At 64.1% G+C, this 18,410-nt stretch carries 17 protein-coding genes; 9 read left to right on the plus strand and 8 right to left on the minus strand.

Annotated features, from left to right (window positions below; genetic code table 11):
- The first annotated feature begins 58 nt into the window (after positions 1–58).
- Positions 59–826, plus strand: coding sequence for an outer membrane protein (locus tag ABIG06_RS29755; protein WP_370139582.1), 768 nt, complete (start codon positions 59–61; stop codon positions 824–826).
- Positions 827–937: 111 nt separating this feature from the next.
- On the opposite strand, the gene ABIG06_RS29760 is transcribed toward ABIG06_RS29755, so the two are convergent.
- The 4 genes from ABIG06_RS29760 to parE form a co-directional block, all read right to left on the minus strand.
- Positions 938–1,708 carry an SDR family NAD(P)-dependent oxidoreductase gene (locus ABIG06_RS29760; RefSeq protein WP_124162656.1) on the minus strand — a complete coding sequence of 257 codons (771 nt, stop codon included), beginning with the start codon at positions 1,706–1,708 and terminating at the stop codon, positions 938–940.
- Positions 1,709–1,729: 21 nt separating this feature from the next.
- A complete protein-coding gene (locus tag ABIG06_RS29765) occupies positions 1,730–1,915 on the minus strand; it encodes a hypothetical protein (RefSeq protein WP_124162657.1) in 186 nt (61 codons plus the stop codon).
- 308 nt (positions 1,916–2,223) lie between these two features.
- Positions 2,224–3,006: an outer membrane protein gene (locus ABIG06_RS29770; RefSeq protein ID WP_370139583.1), complete on the minus strand. Its 783-nt coding sequence runs from the start codon at positions 3,004–3,006 to the stop codon at positions 2,224–2,226.
- A gap of 447 nt (positions 3,007–3,453) precedes the next feature.
- Positions 3,454–5,496, minus strand: coding sequence for a DNA topoisomerase IV subunit B (gene parE / locus ABIG06_RS29775; protein WP_124162659.1), 2,043 nt, complete (start codon positions 5,494–5,496; stop codon positions 3,454–3,456).
- Between the two features lie 272 nt (positions 5,497–5,768).
- Between parE and ABIG06_RS29780 the strand changes: the two genes are divergently transcribed.
- The gene (locus ABIG06_RS29780; RefSeq protein ID WP_124162660.1) at positions 5,769–6,299 is read left to right on the plus strand and encodes a DedA family protein; all 531 of its coding nucleotides are present in this window, start codon (positions 5,769–5,771) and stop codon (positions 6,297–6,299) included.
- 39 nt (positions 6,300–6,338) lie between these two features.
- Here the strand turns inward: ABIG06_RS29780 and ABIG06_RS29785 are convergent, their stop codons facing one another.
- Complete coding sequence (locus ABIG06_RS29785) at positions 6,339–7,340, minus strand: MBL fold metallo-hydrolase (RefSeq protein ID WP_370139584.1); 1,002 nt, start codon at positions 7,338–7,340, stop codon at positions 6,339–6,341.
- A 392-nt stretch (positions 7,341–7,732) separates the two neighbouring features.
- On the opposite strand from ABIG06_RS29785, the gene ABIG06_RS29790 reads away from it, so the two are divergent.
- Genes ABIG06_RS29790 through argC (ABIG06_RS29800) form a run of 3 tightly spaced genes read left to right on the plus strand, consistent with a single transcriptional unit; the run spans position 7,733 to position 10,488 of the window.
- Positions 7,733–8,416, plus strand: a complete 684-nt coding sequence (locus ABIG06_RS29790) for an FMN-binding negative transcriptional regulator (RefSeq protein ID WP_370139585.1) — start codon at positions 7,733–7,735, stop codon at positions 8,414–8,416.
- Complete coding sequence (argC, locus tag ABIG06_RS29795) at positions 8,416–9,462, plus strand: N-acetyl-gamma-glutamyl-phosphate reductase (RefSeq protein ID WP_370139586.1); 1,047 nt, start codon at positions 8,416–8,418, stop codon at positions 9,460–9,462. Before ABIG06_RS29790 ends, argC (ABIG06_RS29795) begins: the two co-directional genes overlap by 1 nt.
- A gap of 42 nt (positions 9,463–9,504) precedes the next feature.
- Complete coding sequence (argC, locus tag ABIG06_RS29800) at positions 9,505–10,488, plus strand: N-acetyl-gamma-glutamyl-phosphate reductase (protein ID WP_370139587.1); 984 nt, start codon at positions 9,505–9,507, stop codon at positions 10,486–10,488.
- Positions 10,489–10,719: 231 nt separating this feature from the next.
- Here the strand turns inward: argC (ABIG06_RS29800) and ABIG06_RS29805 are convergent, their stop codons facing one another.
- From ABIG06_RS29805 to ABIG06_RS29815, 3 genes are all read right to left on the minus strand, one after another.
- A complete protein-coding gene (locus ABIG06_RS29805) occupies positions 10,720–11,586 on the minus strand; it encodes an ornithine carbamoyltransferase (RefSeq protein ID WP_370139588.1) in 867 nt (288 codons plus the stop codon).
- Between the two features lie 20 nt (positions 11,587–11,606).
- Positions 11,607–12,005, minus strand: a complete 399-nt coding sequence (locus tag ABIG06_RS29810; protein WP_370139589.1) for an MAPEG family protein — start codon at positions 12,003–12,005, stop codon at positions 11,607–11,609.
- Between the two features lie 62 nt (positions 12,006–12,067).
- Positions 12,068–13,876, minus strand: coding sequence for a PHA/PHB synthase family protein (locus tag ABIG06_RS29815; RefSeq protein WP_370139590.1), 1,809 nt, complete (start codon positions 13,874–13,876; stop codon positions 12,068–12,070).
- A 251-nt stretch (positions 13,877–14,127) separates the two neighbouring features.
- Here ABIG06_RS29815 and ABIG06_RS29820 point away from each other — a divergent pair, with 251 nt between their 5' ends.
- The 4 genes from ABIG06_RS29820 (at position 14,128) to glpX (ending at position 18,273) form a co-directional block, all read left to right on the plus strand.
- Entirely contained in the window at positions 14,128–14,403 is a 276-nt protein-coding gene (locus ABIG06_RS29820) for a hypothetical protein (RefSeq protein WP_370139591.1), read from the plus strand.
- A 216-nt stretch (positions 14,404–14,619) separates the two neighbouring features.
- Positions 14,620–15,840, plus strand: a complete 1,221-nt coding sequence (locus tag ABIG06_RS29825; protein WP_124162668.1) for an LL-diaminopimelate aminotransferase — start codon at positions 14,620–14,622, stop codon at positions 15,838–15,840.
- 29 nt (positions 15,841–15,869) lie between these two features.
- The gene (locus ABIG06_RS29830) at positions 15,870–17,186 is read left to right on the plus strand and encodes a homoserine dehydrogenase (protein WP_370139592.1); all 1,317 of its coding nucleotides are present in this window, start codon (positions 15,870–15,872) and stop codon (positions 17,184–17,186) included.
- An 85-nt stretch (positions 17,187–17,271) separates the two neighbouring features.
- A complete protein-coding gene (gene glpX / locus ABIG06_RS29835) occupies positions 17,272–18,273 on the plus strand; it encodes a class II fructose-bisphosphatase (protein ID WP_124162670.1) in 1,002 nt (333 codons plus the stop codon).
- Positions 18,274–18,410 lie beyond the last annotated feature (137 nt).

Below are 18,410 nucleotides of genomic sequence, written 5' to 3' on the forward strand. Positions count from 1 at the left end.
TCATTTTTAGTAAGAGCCGTCTGTGACCGTGCGTCCATCAAAGGACACGGGGTGTACCATGCGTAACAAATTGATTGCCGCCTTCGCCTGCACGACAGCTCTGGTTTCGACCGGCGCGGCTTCCGCCGCCGATCTCGGTGCGCGCTACACGAAGGCGCCCGCCTATGTCGAGCCGCTGTTCAACTGGACCGGCTTCTATGTTGGTGGTCACATCGGCGGCGCATGGACCAACGAGCAGTTCACCAACAACGGGACCGGCGCAGCGTTCGGCGATCTTTCGCCGGGCGATAGCTTCCGTCAGAGCAACTCGGGCGTCATGGGCGGCGCGCAGATCGGCTACAACTGGCAGGCCAACAACTACGTGTTCGGCATTGAAGGGACGATCTCCGGCCTCGACAACAAGGGCACGGTCGTCAACAACGTGTTTGGCGCCGCCGACGACGTGTTCTCCTGGCGCGCCAACGTGCTCGCGACCGTCGTCGGTCGCGCCGGCTTCGCCGTGCAGAACAACCTGTTCTACTTCAAGGGCGGCTATGCCGGCGTGAACAACCGTCTCTCGGTGACCGACACCGCCGGTGTGGCGACGGGTTCGGGCGAACAGACACACTGGGCCAACGGCTGGACCGTCGGCGCCGGCTGGGAATACGGCGTCACCCGCAACTGGATCGTCGGCCTCGAATACAACTATGCGGCCTTCGGCAGCCAGACCTATCAGCTCGGCGGCACCTCGGGTAACTACACCTTCGATGCCAAGCCGCGCGACATCCAATGGGCCGTCGTGCGCGCGAGCTACAAGTTCGACGCGCCGACCATCGGCCGCTACTGAGCACGTCGACGCAACGCGACCAACGATCAAGAAAAGCACTGCAAATTTCAAAAGCCCCGGCATGGTCCGGGGCTTCTTTTTTGCGTCGTTTGATTGCGGGCGCGCGCGGCTTCAGGCCATCACCGAGAAGCCGCCGTCGACGGGGATCGCGGTGCCCGTGACGAAGTTCGACGCGGGCGAAGCGAGGAACACGGCGATGCCGGCGAAGTCGTCGATGTCGCCCCAACGCCCTGCAGGCGTGCGCGCAAGCACGCGCTCGTGCAGCCCCGAGACCTGCTGCCGGGCGCCGCGGGTGAGATCGGTGTCGATCCAGCCCGGCAGGATGGCGTTGACCTGGATGTTGTCGGGCGCCCAAGCGTTGGCGCAGGCGCGGGTGTACTGCACGATGCCGCCCTTGCTCGCCGCATAGGCCGTCGCGAAGCTCGCGCCGAAGATCGACATCATCGAGCCGATATTGATCACCTTGCCATTGCCGGACGCCTTCAGCGCCGGATAGGCCAGCTTCGAGCACACGAAGGCGCTGGTGAGGTTGGTGTCGATCACCTTGTTCCACTCGTCGAGCTCGAGCTCGTGCGGCGGCTTGCGGATGCTCATGCCGGCATTGTTGATGAGCACGTCGATGCGGCCGAGTTCTCCGACGACGCGCTCGACCATTGCCGCAACCGCCGCTTTGTCGGTCACGTCGGTTGTGACGGCGATCGCTTTCACGCCGCGCTGTTTGAGATCGGCGACGGCTGCGGCGGACTTGGTCTCGTTGCGTCCGACCACGGCGATGTCGGCGCCGGCGTCGGCAAGGCCGCGCGCCATGCCGAGGCCGATGCCGCCATTGCCTCCCGTGACGATCGCCACCTTGCCGCGAAGATCGAACCGGCTGGATGTCATGCTGTCATTCCCTGGTTTCTTTTATTGGTTGCTCTGCCAGATCAGCACCAGCCCGAATCCGGCCATGGCTGCGCCATAGCCGGCCCATTGCAACTGGTTGACCATGAAGCTCGATCGCGGCCACGGAACGCTGCCCGTGCCCTGTCCGATCCAGAGCAGCCCGATGGCAGTCGCAAGCAGGCCTGCGGCCAGCAGAAATCTGCGCATGGATTCCTCCCATCGGTCCGCTTCTGTCAGCGGCGCGGCGACGAAGGATCGCCGCCGCCGCGAAAGCTTGAGCGCACACTAACCGTAGCTTCGGTTCGGATACAATGGCGGCACCGGCGCAAGCTGCCGGCGGGGAGGGAGCGTGTTCCCTGAAAAGGCAACGCGCCGCCGGGCGATCGGCAGTTCCGATGATCGGCGGCGGAGCCCGGCTCGCCGTACAGGTCATTCCTGGCGAGTGTCGGTCGTCTGGCCCAAAACGAAAAAGCCCCGGCGATGCCGGGGCTTTGACGTTTGATCGTGAGATCGGATCAGTACTTCGCGACGACCGGACCGGTCCAATTGAAGCGATAGACCAGCGAGGTCGAGATCGTCTGGTTCCAGCTGTTGGCGCGGATGCTGTTGCCGACCGGAAGGTTGGTGCCGTCGAACAATTCGTCCTGAGTCTTGGCATTGTAGAAAGCCGAACGATACTCGGTCTTCATGAACCAGCCGGGCGAGGTGATGCCGAAGATGTTCAGGCTGTTCTCCACGCCGCCACCCACGAACCAGCCATGCCGATCATAGCTGCTGAGATGGACACCCACGGGCGTGCCGCCCAGCGTCGTGAAGTTGGTCTGGCCGAAATGAGCGCCGGAGTAACCACCGTTGACGTAGGACAAAACGTTCGGAGCGACCAGCCAACCGAGGCGAACACCCGCGGCCCAGGAGGTTTCCAGCTTCTGGTTGCCGGTGATGCCGAGGGTCGGATCCTGGATGGTGGCGCGGATGCTGCCGAACTGACCGTCGGCGAACACACCAGCGACCCAAGTGCCGCTGAACTGCCAGTCGTAGCCGGCGCCGACGGTGCCGAACCAGCCCGAGCCGCCCTGGCGCTGGGTGATCGTCAGCGGGGTGCCCGTGGCGGTGTCGACAACGCTCTGGTCGGCATTCGAGAGGCCGCCGCCGCCACCGCCGAACACGTAGAAGCCGGTCCAGTTGGCAACGGGCGCCGGCATCGGGGCCTTCACGTAGGGACGGGCGCCAAGGTCTGCCGCCGAGGCCGAACCGGTCATTGCCGCAACCGCGGTCAGAGCGAGCAAAGTCTTCTTCATGTTAAAATCCCCAACCTTGGTCTGTCGTACCAGGCGCGAGCGCGCTGAAGTTCGTGTCATCTGATGGTCGGACTATAGACGGTTCTGACCGAAAAGCTGTTGCCGGGCAGGCACAGTCGCCGGAAAACGCCGGTGTCGGAGTATTTCAGGTTGCATCACTCGCATCTAAAATAAACCAGAAGATTCAATAAGTTGATGCGAATTTCAGAGCTTCGATTTCGGGTAATGTGTCGTTAGCAAAGTCAGCTTTGTCCGAAATGGAGGCCATCCTGCCTCGGCTTTGCGCCTGCGAGTCGCCAGGCGAATCGCCATGCGACGATTTCGGGAATCAACGGAAACACGGGGTTCTTCCCGGCAACGCTGCCGGACAATGCGGTCGTCCCTCAAACGAGACAGCCCCGGCCTTGGCCGGGGCTGTCTCGGAATACGGGCGACGCGTTTGAGGCCTCAGACGTCCAGCAGCTCTTCGCTGGCAAATTCGGCCTTGTCCGAGATGAAGGCGAAGCGCGCCTCGGCCTTGGTGCCCATCAGCCGCTCCACCGAATCCGCGGTGGTGTCGCGGTCGTCGGCGAGCAGGACCACTTTGAGCAGCGTCCGCTTGCTCGGATCCATGGTGGTTTCCTTGAGCTGCGCCGGCATCATCTCTCCGAGGCCTTTGAAGCGGTTCACCTCGACCTTGGCGTTGGCGTTGAACGCGGTCTTGATCAACTCGTCCTTGTGCTTGTCGTCGCGGGCGTAGACCGATTTGGTGCCGTGCGTGAGCTTATAGAGCGGCGGCACCGCGAGGAAGAGGTGACCCTCGTCGATCAGCCGCGGCATCTGCCGATAGAAGAAGGTGATCAGGAGCGAAGCGATGTGCGCGCCGTCGACGTCGGCGTCGGTCATGATGATGATGCGCTGGTAGCGCAGATCCTCCTCGCGATACTGCGCCAGCGTTCCGCATCCGATCGCCTGCACGAGGTCGGAGAGCTGGGCGTTCGCCGTCAGCTTGTCCTTGCCGGCGGAGGCGACGTTGAGGATCTTGCCGCGCAGCGGCAGCACGGCCTGGGTCTTGCGGTCGCGCGCCTGCTTGGCGCTGCCGCCGGCCGAGTCGCCCTCGACGATGAACAGCTCCGAGCCATCGGTGCCGGCGTCGGTGCAGTCGGCGAGCTTGCCGGGCAGGCGCAGCTTCTTGCCCGCGGTTTTTCGCGCGGTCTCTTTCTCTTGCCTCCGCCGCAGCCGTTCCTCGGCGCGGTCGATCACGAAGTCGAGCAGCCGATTGGCCATGTTCGGATTGCCCGACAGCCAATGGTCGAACGGATCCTTCATCGCCTGCTCGACGATGCGCTGCGCTTCCGCGGTGGCGAGACGGTCCTTGGTCTGGCCCTGGAATTCCGGCTCGCGCACGAACACCGACAGCATCACGGCGGCGCCGACCATCACGTCTTCGGAGGTGACGGAGGCTGCACGCTTGCCCTGACCGACGCGCTCGGCGTGATCCTTCAGGCCGCGCAGCAGTGCGCTGCGCAGGCCGGATTCGTGCGTGCCGCCATCCGGCGTCGGCACGGTGTTGGTGTAGGAGGAGAGGAAGCCGTCGGCATCCGCGGTCCAGGCCACGGCCCATTCACAGGCGCCATGCGCGCCGTTGCGGCCCGACTTGCCGGAGAAGATGTCGGGATGCACCAGCGTATCGGCGTGGATCGCCGCGGCGAGATAATCCTTGAGGCCGCCGGGGAAGTGGAACGTCGCTTCGGCCGGCACGTCCTCGATGCCCTTGAGCAGCTCGGGCGCGCAGTTCCAGCGGATCTCGACGCCGCCGAACAGATAGGCTTTCGAGCGCGTCATCTTGAACAGGCGCTGCGGCTTGAACGCGGCCTTGGCGCCGAAGATATCGGTGTCGGGCTTGAAGCGCACGCGCGTGCCGCGGCGGTTGTTGACCTTGCCGAGGTCCTCGAGCTTGCCCTTCGGGTGGCCGCGCTCGAACGTCATGCGGTAGAGTTTCTGGCTGCGCGCGACCTCGACCTCGAGACGCGAGGAGAGGGCGTTCACCACGGAGATGCCGACGCCGTGCAGGCCGCCCGAGGTCTCATAGACCTTGCTGTCGAACTTTCCGCCCGAATGCAGCGTGCACATGATGACTTCGAGTGCCGACTTCTTCGGGAATTTCGGGTGAGGATCGATCGGGATGCCGCGGCCGTTGTCGGTCACGGTCAGGAACCCGTCAGCGCTCAACTCGACTTCGATGAAGGTCGCGTGCCCGGCCAGCGCCTCGTCCATCGAGTTGTCGATGACTTCGGCGAACAGGTGATGCAGCGCCTTCTCGTCGGTGCCGCCGATATACATGCCGGGCCGGCGCCGCACCGGCTCCAGGCCTTCGAGCACCTCGATGTCGGCCGCCGTGTAGTCGGCTTCCCCGCCGCTTCCGCGCAGCGCCGCCCTGGCGGCGCGGGGTTTCGGCTCGTCGCCGCCGAAAAAGTCGTCTTTTGCTTTGGGCTTCAACTGCTTGGACATATATCTTGATGTGTTTTGAGGGCCGCATAAGCGGCGAATCGGTTAGGCCGACTATGCCACTTCTGCCTTGGAAAGGTTACCGCAGACGGGGCTGGCGGTGTGGGTTGGGAGCCAAACCCGGCGATTTTACGCCGCAGGACCACAAGTTCCCGGCAATTTGACGGTTCGCTCGCGTGATGTCGGGTTTTGTGACTTGATGTCACACAAGTCCTTGGCTTACCAGTCCTTTTCATCGAGCAGCACCTTGAGACGGGGCGGGAAGGCTATTTTTGATGGAGCAATTTGCGCACGCCCTGGCTGATTTCGTGCGCGTTCACCAGGCTTGGGCGGCACCGATCGTGTTTCTGCTCGCCTTCGGGGAGTCGCTTGCGTTCATCTCGTTGCTGGTTCCGGCCTGGGGCGCGCTGGTGGCTATCGGCGCGCTGATCGGGGTCAGCGGCATCAGTTTCTTTCCGGTCTGGATTGCCGGCGGCCTCGGCGCGGCGCTGGGCGACTGGGTCTCCTACTGGTTCGGCTACCGCTACAAGGAGAGGGTTGCCCAGATGTGGCCGCTCTCGCGTTATCCGGACCTGCTGCCGAGAGGCGAGGCTTTCGTGCGCAGCTGGGGCATACCCAGCATCTTCATCGGGCGCTTCTTCGGCCCCTTGCGCGCCTCCGTGCCGCTCGCGGCCGGCATCTTCGAGATGCCCTATTGGAGCTTCCAGGCCGCCAATTTCGTCTCGGCCCTGATCTGGTCGGCCGTGCTCCTGCTGTTCGGCGACGTGCTTGCCAAGCTCATGGAATGGATCTGGCGCGTGATCTGACCGGGCAACCGGGCCGCCCGGTCAGGTGTCAGGCGAAGCCTACAGCGACGCGTTCCAGATCGCGGGGATCCAGCGATAGCCGGAGCCGTCCTTTTCCTTCTCGACCCGGACGAGACCGGGGAAGGCGGCGTGGAAGGCCTGGATCGGCATCTTCTCGGCAATCGCCATGTCGTAGAGCTTGCGGCGCGTCTGCTGGGCCAGCGGTTTGTCGACGTCGGATGCGATGTTCCATTCGGGATGCTTCACGAACAGGAACGCCGCGCCCGCGGTGATGTCCACCTGCACCAGCACCTTCTCGGCGCCGGAGGCGACTATGAAGGAATTGTGGCCCGGCGTGTGGCCGGGGCTCGCCACCGAGGTGATACCGGGCGCGACTTCCTTGCCGGCCTCGTATTGCGTGACCTTGCGGCCCAGGGCATCGAACACGCGGCGGATGTTCTTGAAATTGTTCTCGAGGATCGGGTTGCCCATCCCCTTGCTCATCTCGCCGTCGTCCATCCAGAACTTCCATTCCACCGCCGGCACCATGATCTCGGCATTGGGAAAGGCGGGCTTGTTCTCGGCCGCCAGCAGGCCGTTGATGTGGTCGCCATGGAAGTGGGACATGATGACGGTATCGACCGCCGCGCGGTCGATACCGGCGGCGGCGAGATTGTTTTGGAATTGGCCGACCTTGCCCTTCGTCTGCGTGAACTGGTCGGGACCGAGACCGGTATCGATGACGACGAGCTTCGGTCCGGTGTTGACCACGACCGGGTTGAATGTGTGGGTGACCTTGTCGGCCGGCAGGTGGTGCTCGGCGAACACTTTGTTGATGTCATCCTTGCTGGCGCCGGCGGCGTAATTGTCCGTCAGATTGACGGTCGCAACGCCGTCGCAGACCACCGTGACCTGGTGGGTGCCGACGTTGTAGCGATAGAAGCTCGCATTCTGCTTGTCGGCCAGCGGCGCGGCTGCGCTCGCGGGCGAAATCTTCACGAAAGGCAGGAGCGCCGATGCGGCGGCGCCGGCTAGCGTTGCGCGACGAGTAATCTCGGTCATGGTGATGTCCTGAGGCTGGGTGCGAACGGCTCGGGGCCGGCGAAGAGATTGTGTCCCGCCGGTCGTTCTCGAAAACCCCTATTGCTGGTCGAAATTCCACGGCGGCCCGATGACATCTGTGCGCATCCTGCCGTCGCGCGTGCGGCATCCTGCCGTCCCACTGAACCGATTTGCTCTTGACCATGGAACCTGCTGGCATTATAGGCGCGCGCCATGATCAACGCCGCGACCATTCTGTTCGCCCGTCGCCGCCGCCGCAGCTTAGCGGTTTGGGCGGTCGATCGCGTTTGAGATCATCGTCTTTGCCGCTGGACCCGATCCGCGGCATTCTCTCTCCTGTCAGCGCGATCTGATCCGGCGGCTCCCCCAGGGAGGCCCAGCAGGAGACCACGATGTACACACCGCCCTTTTTCAAGCAGGACCGCGCCGCGAGCCTGAAGTTTGCCGACAAGCGCGGCTTCGGCACGATGTGCGCCTTCGATGGCAAGCGGCCGATCGCCTCGCCGTTGCCGTTCTATTTGACCTATGCCGCGGACGGCACGCCGCAGGCTGCCTTTCATCTCGCCCGTCACAATCCGCTGCTAAAGCTGGCGGGCGGCGAGGCGTCGTGGCTGCTCGCGGTCAACGGCCCGGATGCCTATGTATCGCCGGACTGGTACGTCTCGCCGGATCAGGTTCCGACCTGGCTCTACCAGTCGGTGCATCTGAGCGGGCCGGTTCGGCTGTTGTCGGATGACGAACTGGCGGTGCAGCTCGACACGCTCAGCGCCAAGTTCGAGAGCTGGCTGTTGCCGAAGCAGCCATGGACCTCGGGCAAGATGACCGCCGGGCGGTTCGAGGCGATGAAGAAGGCGATCGTGGGTCTGGTGATGACGGTTGAAGAGGTCGAGGGCAGCTTCAAGCTGAACCAGCACAAGTCGGATGCCGACTATGCGGCGATCGCCAATACACTCGGCGCGCAAACGGATGCGGACTCGCGCACGATCGCAGCCCTGATGCGCGAAGCAAGATCGTTGGCCTTCGCAACAGACACGGTACAAGCGCAGCAAGCGATGACGCCTGAAGGGGGCGTGTGATGAGCAGGAAGAAGATCGGCATTCTTGGTGCGTCCGGCTACACCGGAGCCGACGCGGTGCGCCTTCTGACGCGGCATCCGAACGCCGAGATCACGGCACTCACCGCCAACACCCATGCAGGCAAGGCCATGAGCGAGGTGTTTCCGCACTTCTTCATGCTCGACCTGCCGGAACTCGTGGAGTGGGAAAAGGTCGACTGGACCAAGCTCGACGCGGTGCTGTGCGGGCTGCCGCACGGCACCACGCAGGAGATCATCGCGGCCGTGCTCAAGGTCAATCCCAAGATCAAGATCCTCGACATGTCCGCGGATTTCCGGCTGCGCAACAAGGACACCTATGCGCAGTGGTACGGCCATGAGCATCGCGCGCTCGAACTGCAAGGCGAGGCTGTCTATGGGTTGACCGAACTCTACCGGGAGAAGATCACTTCCGCCCGGCTGGTCGCCTGTCCCGGTTGCTATCCGACCGCGGTCTTGCTGGCGCTAGTGCCGCTGGCGAAGGCCAAGCTGATCGACGTGAACGACATCATCATCGACGCGAAATCGGGCCTCACCGGCGCCGGCCGGGGGCTGAAGCAGAACACGCTGTTCAGCGAAGCGGGCGAGGGGCTGTCGCCCTATTCGGTCGGCACTCACCGGCACGCGCCCGAGATCGAGCAGGAAATCAGCCTCGCGGCTGGCGCCGCGGTGACGGTGAATTTCACGCCGCATCTGATTCCGATGGCGCGAGGCGAATTCTGCACCTCCTACGTCAAACTCAACGGTGCAACGCCCGACGATCTGCGGGCGGCGCTGCAGACTGCCTACGCCAACGAGCCGTTCGTGCATGTCGCCAAGAAGGGCGTGCTGCCGCAGACGCAGAACGTGCGCGGCTCCAACCATGTTCAGATCGGCGTCGTCGCCGACCGCATCAAGGATCGAGCGATCGTGCTTTCGACGCTCGACAATCTGGTGAAGGGCTCGGCTGGTCAGGCGATCCAGAACATGAACCTGATGTTTGGATTTCCTGAGACCGCCGGCCTGGAGCAGATCGCGCTGTTTCCATAAGGCGAGGCGCCACGACACGAACAAGCTCGAAAGGAGCGTATCATGAGCCTAACGGACACCGCCAAAGCCCCATCGACCGGCGCTGCCAAGAAGCCCGCGACCGTCTTCGTCGACGGCGGTTCCGGCACCACCGGCCTCGGCATCAACGAGCGGCTGAAGCACCAGAACGACGTCGTCGTGAAGACGCTTCCCGACGACAAGCGCAAGGACCCCGCGGCCAAGAAGGCGCTGATGGAGGAGGTGGACCTCGTCATCCTCTGCCTGCCCGACGATGCCGCCAAGGAAACCGTTGCGCTGGTCGACAGCATGGGCACGTCGGCGCCGAAGGTGCTGGACGCTTCGACGGCGTACCGGGTCGCGCCGGACTGGGCCTACGGCTTTCCCGAGTTGACCCCGGACCAGGCCGGCAAGATCAAGGCGGCGAAGAAGGTCTCCAATCCCGGCTGCTATCCGACCGGCGCGATCGCGCTGCTGCGGCCGATCGTCGATGCCGGCCTGCTGCCGCCTGACTATCCCGTCACCGTCAACGCGGTGAGCGGCTATTCCGGCGGTGGCAAGTCCATGATCGCAAGCTTCGAGGATGGCAGTGCGCCGTCCTTCGAGCTCTACGGCCTCGGCTTCGAGCACAAGCATCTACCCGAGATGCAGCTCTATTCGAACCTGACGCGGCGGCCGATCTTCATTCCCTCGGTCGGCAACTACCGGCAAGGCATGCTGGTCTCGGTGCCGCTGCAGCTCGACGCGCTGCCGGGCAAGCCTGGCGGGGCCGACCTGCAGGCGGCGATGGCAAAGCGCTACGCCGGGTCGAAATACGTCAAGGTGATGCCGCTCCAGAACGAGGCGACCAAGGCCGGCCGGCTCGAGCCGGAGGCGCTCAACGAGACCAACATGCTCGAGCTCTACGTCTTCGCCAGCGACAAGTACCATCAGGCACTACTGGTTGCCCGGCTCGACAACCTCGGCAAGGGCGCCTCCGGCGCAGCCGTGCAGAACATGCGGCTGATGCTGGGACTGCCGGAGGAGTAGGGTTCACTCCGGTGTGCCCCGGACGCAGCGCGGCACCTCTTCGGTGATGCGCTGCAGAGCCGGGGCCCATGCGTCCCGCTTGGTTTGCGGCTTTCTGGGTCGCGGCTCGCGCTTCGCGCGTCCGGGACACGAGACCTCAATGCTTCGCGATGACCGGACCGCCGAAGCGATCCTGGCCGTGACCAGGTCGACATCCTGGCCGATGCGCGAGAACGTGCCGACCGGCGCCAGCTATGCAGCGACCCATTCCAGCAGGGCGTTTTGCGCGTGGAGCAGGAAAGCCTTCGCGGCCGTGCTCTGACATGCAGGGTGGGTCATCGCGGTGGCGTTAACCTCCTTGCCTCTGGTCACGGGCGGGCAGGGCAGGAAAATGACGTCTCGACGGCAGCTGTCGAGGAGGGGCGCCGATATCTGGTATCGAAGGAATTGATCCGCCCGTCCGCCATCGGGCCAGCAATCCGTGATGATCACATCCGCATCGAGCAAGCTGTCCAGACTGGTGCTCGTGACGAAATTCGGACACGTGACATCCTTGATGTGCCAGTCTTCCGGATAGATCTGCGTCACCTGGACCGGCAGTGAGATCGAGGCTTCGACCCAAGACCGCAGAATGTTGGCGTCTGGAGCGACACCGACAACCTTCAGGCCCTCCAGCGATCCGCGCTTGTCGTTGACATAGGCGAGATCGCCGAGCGTCTCGCAGGGGTGATTGGATCGCGTTCTGGCGTTGATCACCGGGGCGGTGGCGTGCGCTGCAAGCTCGTGCAAGGTCGACAATTCCCGGGTGCGCACGATCAGGATGTCGAACCAGTTGTCCAGATACTTGGCGAGATCAGCTGTAGTCTCATGGACATTGAACCGGAGCGGAGGCTGTACCGAGATGCCTCCCATGGCTCTGACGCCGAGATCGAATGCGGTCGTATTGCGCCAGCCGCCGTCGTCGACGATGACGGCAACGCGTTTGCCGGCGAGGCTCTGCGGCATGGCGCGGTCCATCCACGCTGCCGCTAGCACCTGTGCGCGCGCAACAATCGACAGGATCGTATCAGCATCGAGATCCTGAAACCGGAGAAAGTCCCGGCTGGATTCCCTAGGCATGAACCCGCATCGGAGCGACTTCAAACCAATCCGAAGATCGCCAGCGCCAGCACGGCCTGGGCGAGGAAGCCGACCGTGAAGGCCAGCGTGCGGAATACCGGGATTCCCATCGCGTAGACAATGATGTGCGCAACGCGCGACCAGAAATAAACGGCGCAGGCGAGCACGGTCCATTTCGTGGAATAGTCGATCGCGTTCAGGATCAGCACCAGCGGCGCGAAGATCACGAGGTTCTCGACCGCGTTGTCATGCGCGAACATCAGCCGGTTCGCCCACTCCGCCTGCGGCTTGTCGCCGCGCGACGGGTTGGCCATGGCACCGTTAAGCCCGCGAACCTGGCAGCGATTGATGATGTAGGGAATCCAGAGGATCCCGGTCAGGATCACCGTCAGTGTCAGCCAGAACAATTCGCGCGTCATAGTCCGGTTCCCTCAGTCGTCACGGTGCTGCAAGCGAGCTTATACAAGCGCGGGGGATTCCGCTACGCGCGAACCCTGACATAGCTGCCGGGTGCGTCCTCGATCGGTGGAAATGCTTTGCTGCCGACTGCGCGCGCCGGGACCTCCTCGGGATCGAGCTCGCCCAGCCATTGGCGCCAGTCCGGCCACCACGAGCCCTTGTGCTCCACGGCGCCCTTCATCCACTGCGCGACGTTGAGGTCCTTGATGTTGTCGTTGGTCCAGTACTGGTACTTGTTCGAGGCGGGCGGATTGACGACGCCGGCGATGTGGCCGGAGCCGGACAGGACGTACTTCACCGGGCCGCCGAAGAATTGCGAGCCGTACAGCACCGATTCAGCTGGTGCGATGTGGTCCTCGCGGGTGGCGAGATTGTAGACGGGCACCTTCACCTTGGAGAGATCGAGCAGGGTGTTGTCGAGCACCAGCGTGCCGGTGGAGAGCCGGTTCTCCAGATAGCAATTGCGCAAGTAATAGGAATGGTTGGCCGCAGTCATCCGCGTCGCGTCAGAGTTCCAGTGCAGCAGGTCGAACGCGCTCGGCTGCTGGCCCTTCAGATAGTTGCTGACGACGTAAGACCAGATCAGGTCGTTGGAGCGCAGCATGTTGAAGGCCATCGCCATCTTCGAGCCTTCGAGCACGCCGGCGGCCCTCATGTCCTGCTCGAGCGCCGAGATCTGCTCCTCGTCGACGAACACGAGGAGATCGCCCGCATGGGTGAAGTCGATCTGGGCGGCGAAGAACGTCGCGGACGACACGCGCTGACGGCGCTTCTCGGCGAGCCAGGCCAGCGTGGTCGCGAGCATGGTGCCGCCGACGCAGTAGCCGGCGGTGTGCACCTTCATCTCGCCGGTGACCTTCTCGATCACGTCCATCGCCGTGAGCGGGCCCTCCTTCATGTAGTCTTCCCAGCTCTTGTTGCCGAGCCGCTTGTCGGGATTGACCCATGAGATCACGAACACCGTGATGCCCTGATCGACGCACCACTTGATGTAGGATTTATCCGGCTTGAGATCGAGGATGTAGAATTTGTTGATCCAGGGCGGCACGATCAGGAGCGGGGTGCGCAGCACCGTCTCCGTGGTCGGAGCGTACTGGATCAGCTGCATGATCTCGTTCTGGTAGATCACCTTGCCAGGCGTCGTTGCCATGTTGACGCCGACGACGAGATTGTCCGGATCGGACTGCCGGATCTTCAGCATGCCCTTGCCGGCCGCGATATCCTCCGCCAGCATCTTCAGGCCGCGGGCGAGGTTCTCGCCGCTGCTGGCCACCGTCTCGCGCAGCACCTCCGGATTGGTCAGCACGAAATTGGACGGCGACAATGCGTTGATGACCTGCTGGACGTAGAACTCGGCCTTGCGGCGGGTCTGCGGATCGAGCCCTTCGGCATCGCGCACCAGCTCCTGCGCCCATTTGGTCGTGAGCAGATAGAGCTGCATGACGAAGTCGAAGAACTGGTTCGACTTCCATTCCGGATCGGCAAAGCGCTTGTCGCGCGGCGAGGGCGCGATCGCGGGCTGGGCGTCCTGGCCGGCCATGCGGCGCACCGCCGAGCCCCAGAGGTCGAGATAGTCCTTGGCGAGCTTGGTCTGGAGATCGGAGGAGCGGGAGGTGTCCGACAGCCAGTATTCGGCGACCGACGTGAAGGTCCTGACGACCTCGGCAAGCTCGGCCGGCGGGCGATCCTGCACCTCGCCGCTCTCGCGCGGCTTGAGATAAGCGGCGAGCGCCTTGCCGCCGCTCTCCATCGCCCGCGCGACATTCATCGCGAAGGCTTCCGCGTCGAACTTCGTCCCGGGTTTCGGCGTGTCGGTCGTGGCCATGCTCATGAGCAGAACAGTAACGATTCATTCCGTATTCGTCACCGCGAAGCTCGCATGTTTGACGTTAAACACTCTCGAAGATGTGTTGCACTGCGACAAATTTTCTTGGTTCCGTCACAATCGGGCCGCACCGCTCGTCTTGTTGGGCAAGGGCTATTTTCTCGCTCGCTCCATTTGGGCAGCAATGGTTTGAGCTTGGGCGCGGTCTTGGGTAAGGTTGTCCGGGGGCCGTGCGTTGGGAGTAGGGGATTTCCCAAGTGTTGGCGTTATGGGACCTGCAAAAGACGCGGCCGATCTATGGCGCGCTGCTGATCACGGCGTTTGCCCTCGGCGGATGCTCGAGCCAGCTCGCGGATTTGACGCCGGCGGATGCGCAGTCGCATGTCAGGGAGCCCGGCACTTATCTGCCGGTGCACGACCTGCCGCCGGATCGCGATGAGGCGATCATCCCGCCGGAGCAGCGCGCCAAGATAGAGGCCGAGCTCGCTGCTGCACGCGAGCGCCAGGCGGTGGCTGCCAAGGACGCCAAATAAGGCGCTGCAAGGTAATCGCTGGCGCCTCCGCCTTGCCGTGCTAAAAGATCTCGGTTCAGCCAAGAGTCAGGGCGAACGACTTCAGTCCTGGTCGCCGATGATTGCTCTAAGCATTTGATTTTGAGCGATTTTCGCGAAGAAATAAGCGCCTTTTGGAATGGGCCCTCGTGGCCTGTCGATTCTATCCCGACCGGTTGCCCGGAGCCCTAGAGAGCCATGGAAGAATTTTACCGCATCCGCCGCCTGCCGCCCTACGTGTTCGAACAGGTCAACCGGGCCAAGGCGGCCGCGCGGAATGCCGGCGCCGACATCATCGACCTCGGCATGGGCAATCCGGATCTGCCGGCGCCACCGCACGTGCTGGAGAAGCTGAAGGAGACGCTGGGCAAGCCGCGCACCGACCGCTACTCGGCCTCACGCGGAATCCCCGGGCTGCGCCGGGCCCAGGCCGCCTATTACGCCCGCCGCTTCGGCGTGAAGCTGAATCCCGACACGCAGGTGGTGGCGACGCTCGGCTCGAAGGAAGGTTTTGCCAACGTGGCGCAGGCGATCACCGCGCCCGGCGACGTCATCCTTTGTCCGAACCCGAGCTACCCGATTCATGCCTTCGGCTTCTTGATGGCGGGCGGCGTGATCCGCTCGGTGCCATCGGAGCCGACGCCGCAATTCTTCGAGGCGGCGGAGCGGGCGATCGTGCATTCGATCCCCAAGCCGCTCGCGCTCGTCGTCTGCTATCCCTCGAACCCGACCGCCTATGTCGCGAGCCTCGATTTCTACAAGGACCTCGTCGCCTTCGCGAAGAAGCACGAGATCCTGATCCTGTCGGATCTCGCTTATGCCGAGGTCTATTTCGACGAGAACAACCCGCCGCCCTCGGTGCTCCAGGTGCCCGGCGCGATGGATGTCACCGTCGAATTCACCTCGATGTCGAAGACGTATTCGATGGCCGGCTGGCGCATGGGCTTTGCGGTCGGCAATGAGCGCGTGATCGCGGCGCTCGCCCGCGTCAAATCATACCTCGACTACGGCGCCTTCACGCCGGTCCAGGTCGCGGCGACCGCTGCGCTGAACGGGCCGGACGATTGCATCAAGGAGATGCGCGACACCTACCGCAAGCGCCGCGACGCGCTGGTGGAATCGTTCGGGCGCGCCGGCTGGGAGATCCCGGCGCCGGAGGCCTCGATGTTCGCCTGGGTGCCGCTGCCGGAAGCCTTTCGCAGCGTCGGCAGCATGCAGTTCGCGACCCTGTTGGTGGAGAAATCGGGCGTTGCGGTCTCGCCCGGCGTCGGCTTCGGCGAGCATGGTGAAGGATATGTCCGCATCGCCATGGTGGAAAACGAGCAACGGATCAGGCAGGCCGCGCGCGGCGTGCGCCGCTTCCTTGAAACCGGCATCGAAACGTTGCACAACGTCGTTCCGCTCGCCAATCGGCGTTGAGTTCTCTTCGGCAGGTTTTCTAAGACATCATGGTTGCACCCCTGAAAGTGGGCATAGCGGGGCTCGGCACCGTGGGCGCCGACGTTATCCGTTTGATCGAAACGCAGGCGCGCGTGCTCGCGGGCCGCAGCGGCCGCGGCATTCGCGTCGTCGCCGTCACTGCGCGCTCGAAGACGAAGAAGCGCGGCATCGACCTGCGCGGCGTCGAATGGGCCAGGGATCCGATGGCGCTGGCCACCCATCCCGACGTTGACTGTTTCGTCGAGTTGATAGGCGGCGCCGGCGATCCGGCGCTGTCGGCGGTGGAAGCCGCGCTGAGCGCCGGCAAGTCGGTGGTCACCGCCAACAAGGCGTTGCTGGCAAGGCACGGCCTCAAGCTCGCCAAGGCGGCTGAAAAGCACGGCGGCGCGCTGAATTTCGAGGCAGCGGTCGGCGCGGCGATTCCTGTCATCAAGACGTTACGCGAGGGGCTCGCCGGAACCGGCATCAACCGCGTCTACGGCATCCTCAACGGTACCTGCAACTACATCCTGACCCGGATGGAGCAGGAGGGCTTGTCTTTCGCCGAATGCCTCAAGGATGCGCAGCGGCTCGGCTATGCCGAGGCCGATCCGTCCTTCGACGTCGACGGCCACGACACCGCACAGAAGCTTGCCATTCTCGCCAGCCTCGCCTTCGGCACGAAAGTTGCTCAAAGCGCCGTGTATGTCGAAGGCATCTCGTCCATCGCGCCCGAAGATCTGCGGGCGGCCGCCGATCTCGGCTACCGCGTCAAGCTGCTCGGCGTTGCGGTCCGCACCGCCAAGGGTATCGAGCAGCGCGTGCATCCGACCATGGTGCCGAAATCATCCTCGATCGCACAGGTGATGGGCGTCACCAATGCGGTCACGATCGACGGCGACGGCATTCCGCCCATCACGCTGGTCGGCCCCGGCGCCGGGGGCGCAGCCACTGCGTCCGCCGTGGTCGCCGACATCGCCGACGTTGCGCGCGGCATCCGCGCCAATCCGTTCGGCCGGCCGATCGCGCAGCTCCGCGACACCAAGAAGGCGCCGATGGAGCGGCACGAGGGCGGCTACTACATCCGCCTTCTGGCGCGTGACTTCCCCGGTACTGCGGCCGCGATCGCGACGCGACTGGCCGAGCAGAAGATTTCGATCGAGTCGATCGTGCAGCGTCATCCCAATGGAGGCGCTGCGCCGGTCGACGGAAAGGCGGTCCCCGTGCCCGTCATCCTGATCACATATGCCACGCATGAGGACGCCGTGCGCCGCGCGCTCGCCGCCGTGCAGAAGGACAAGGTGATCAGCGGACGGCCGCAGGTGATCCGGATCGAGAAGAACTGAGGCGGTTCGTTCGAACGAACCGTGGGCGTTGCGAGTTAAAGCGGACGGAGATTTCCGTCCCAAACTGTTTCGAAGGAGTTAGCCGATGTCGACCCATATTTCAGTCCCGCCGCAAGCGCTGCTCGAGCGCATCCTCACGCTGGAGATCGTGCGCGTGACGGAGCGGGCGGCGGTGTCGTCGGCGCGCTTGCGCGGGCACGGTAACGAGAAGGCGGCCGATCAGGCCGCGGTGGATGCCATGCGCCGCGAGCTCAACAAGCTCCCGATCGAGGGTACCATCGTGATCGGCGAGGGCGAGCGCGACGAGGCGCCGATGCTCTTCATCGGCGAGAAAGTCGGCCTGAACGCAGGCCCGCAGGTCGACATCGCGGTCGATCCGCTCGAAGGCACCACACTGTGCGCCAAGAACATGCCGGGCTCGATTGCCACGATGGCGATGGCCGACGGCGGCACGCTGCTGCACGCCCCCGACGTCTACATGCAGAAGCTCGCGATCGGCCCCGGTTACGACAAGGGCGTCGTCGATCTCGATGCAACGCCGGCCGACAATGTCCGCCGCCTCGCCAAGGCCAAGGGTGTCCAGCCGGATGGTATCACCGTTCTGGTGCTCGATCGTCCGCGCCATGCCAGCATCATCGAGAGCGTGCGCTCGACCGGCGCCGCGGTGCGCCTGATCACCGACGGCGACGTCGCCGGCGTGATCCACTGCGCCGACCCTGATAACACCGGCGTCGACATGTATCTCGGCACGGGCGGTGCGCCGGAAGGCGTGCTCGCGGCCGTGGCGCTGCGCTGCATCGGCGGCCAGATGCAGTGCCGCCTCATTCTCGATTCCGACGAGAAGCGCGAGCGCGCCGCCAAGATGGGCGTCGACGATCCCAAGATGATCTACGGCATCGAGGACATGGCGCGCGGCGATTGCCTGTTCGCGGCCACCGGCGTCACCACGGGCTCGCTGCTCTCGGGCGTTAAGTTCCGCAAGGACGGCGTGATCGAGACCGAGACGGTGGTGATGCGCTCCGTCACCGGCACCGTGCGCTACATCAAGGCCGAGCACCGTGAGCTGGCCAAGTTCCATCTGGACTGATCCAGGCAACCCCAACTGCCGTCATTCCGGGGCGACGGGATCGCGCGAAACGCGCGGCCCGGAGAGCGCGGAATCCATAGCCACGATCGGGAGTATGGATTCCGGGCCTGCGCCTTATGGCGCATCCCGGAATGACC

The organism is Bradyrhizobium sp. USDA 326 (assembly GCF_049739485.1).
Taxonomy (GTDB): Bacteria; Pseudomonadota; Alphaproteobacteria; order Rhizobiales; family Xanthobacteraceae; genus Bradyrhizobium.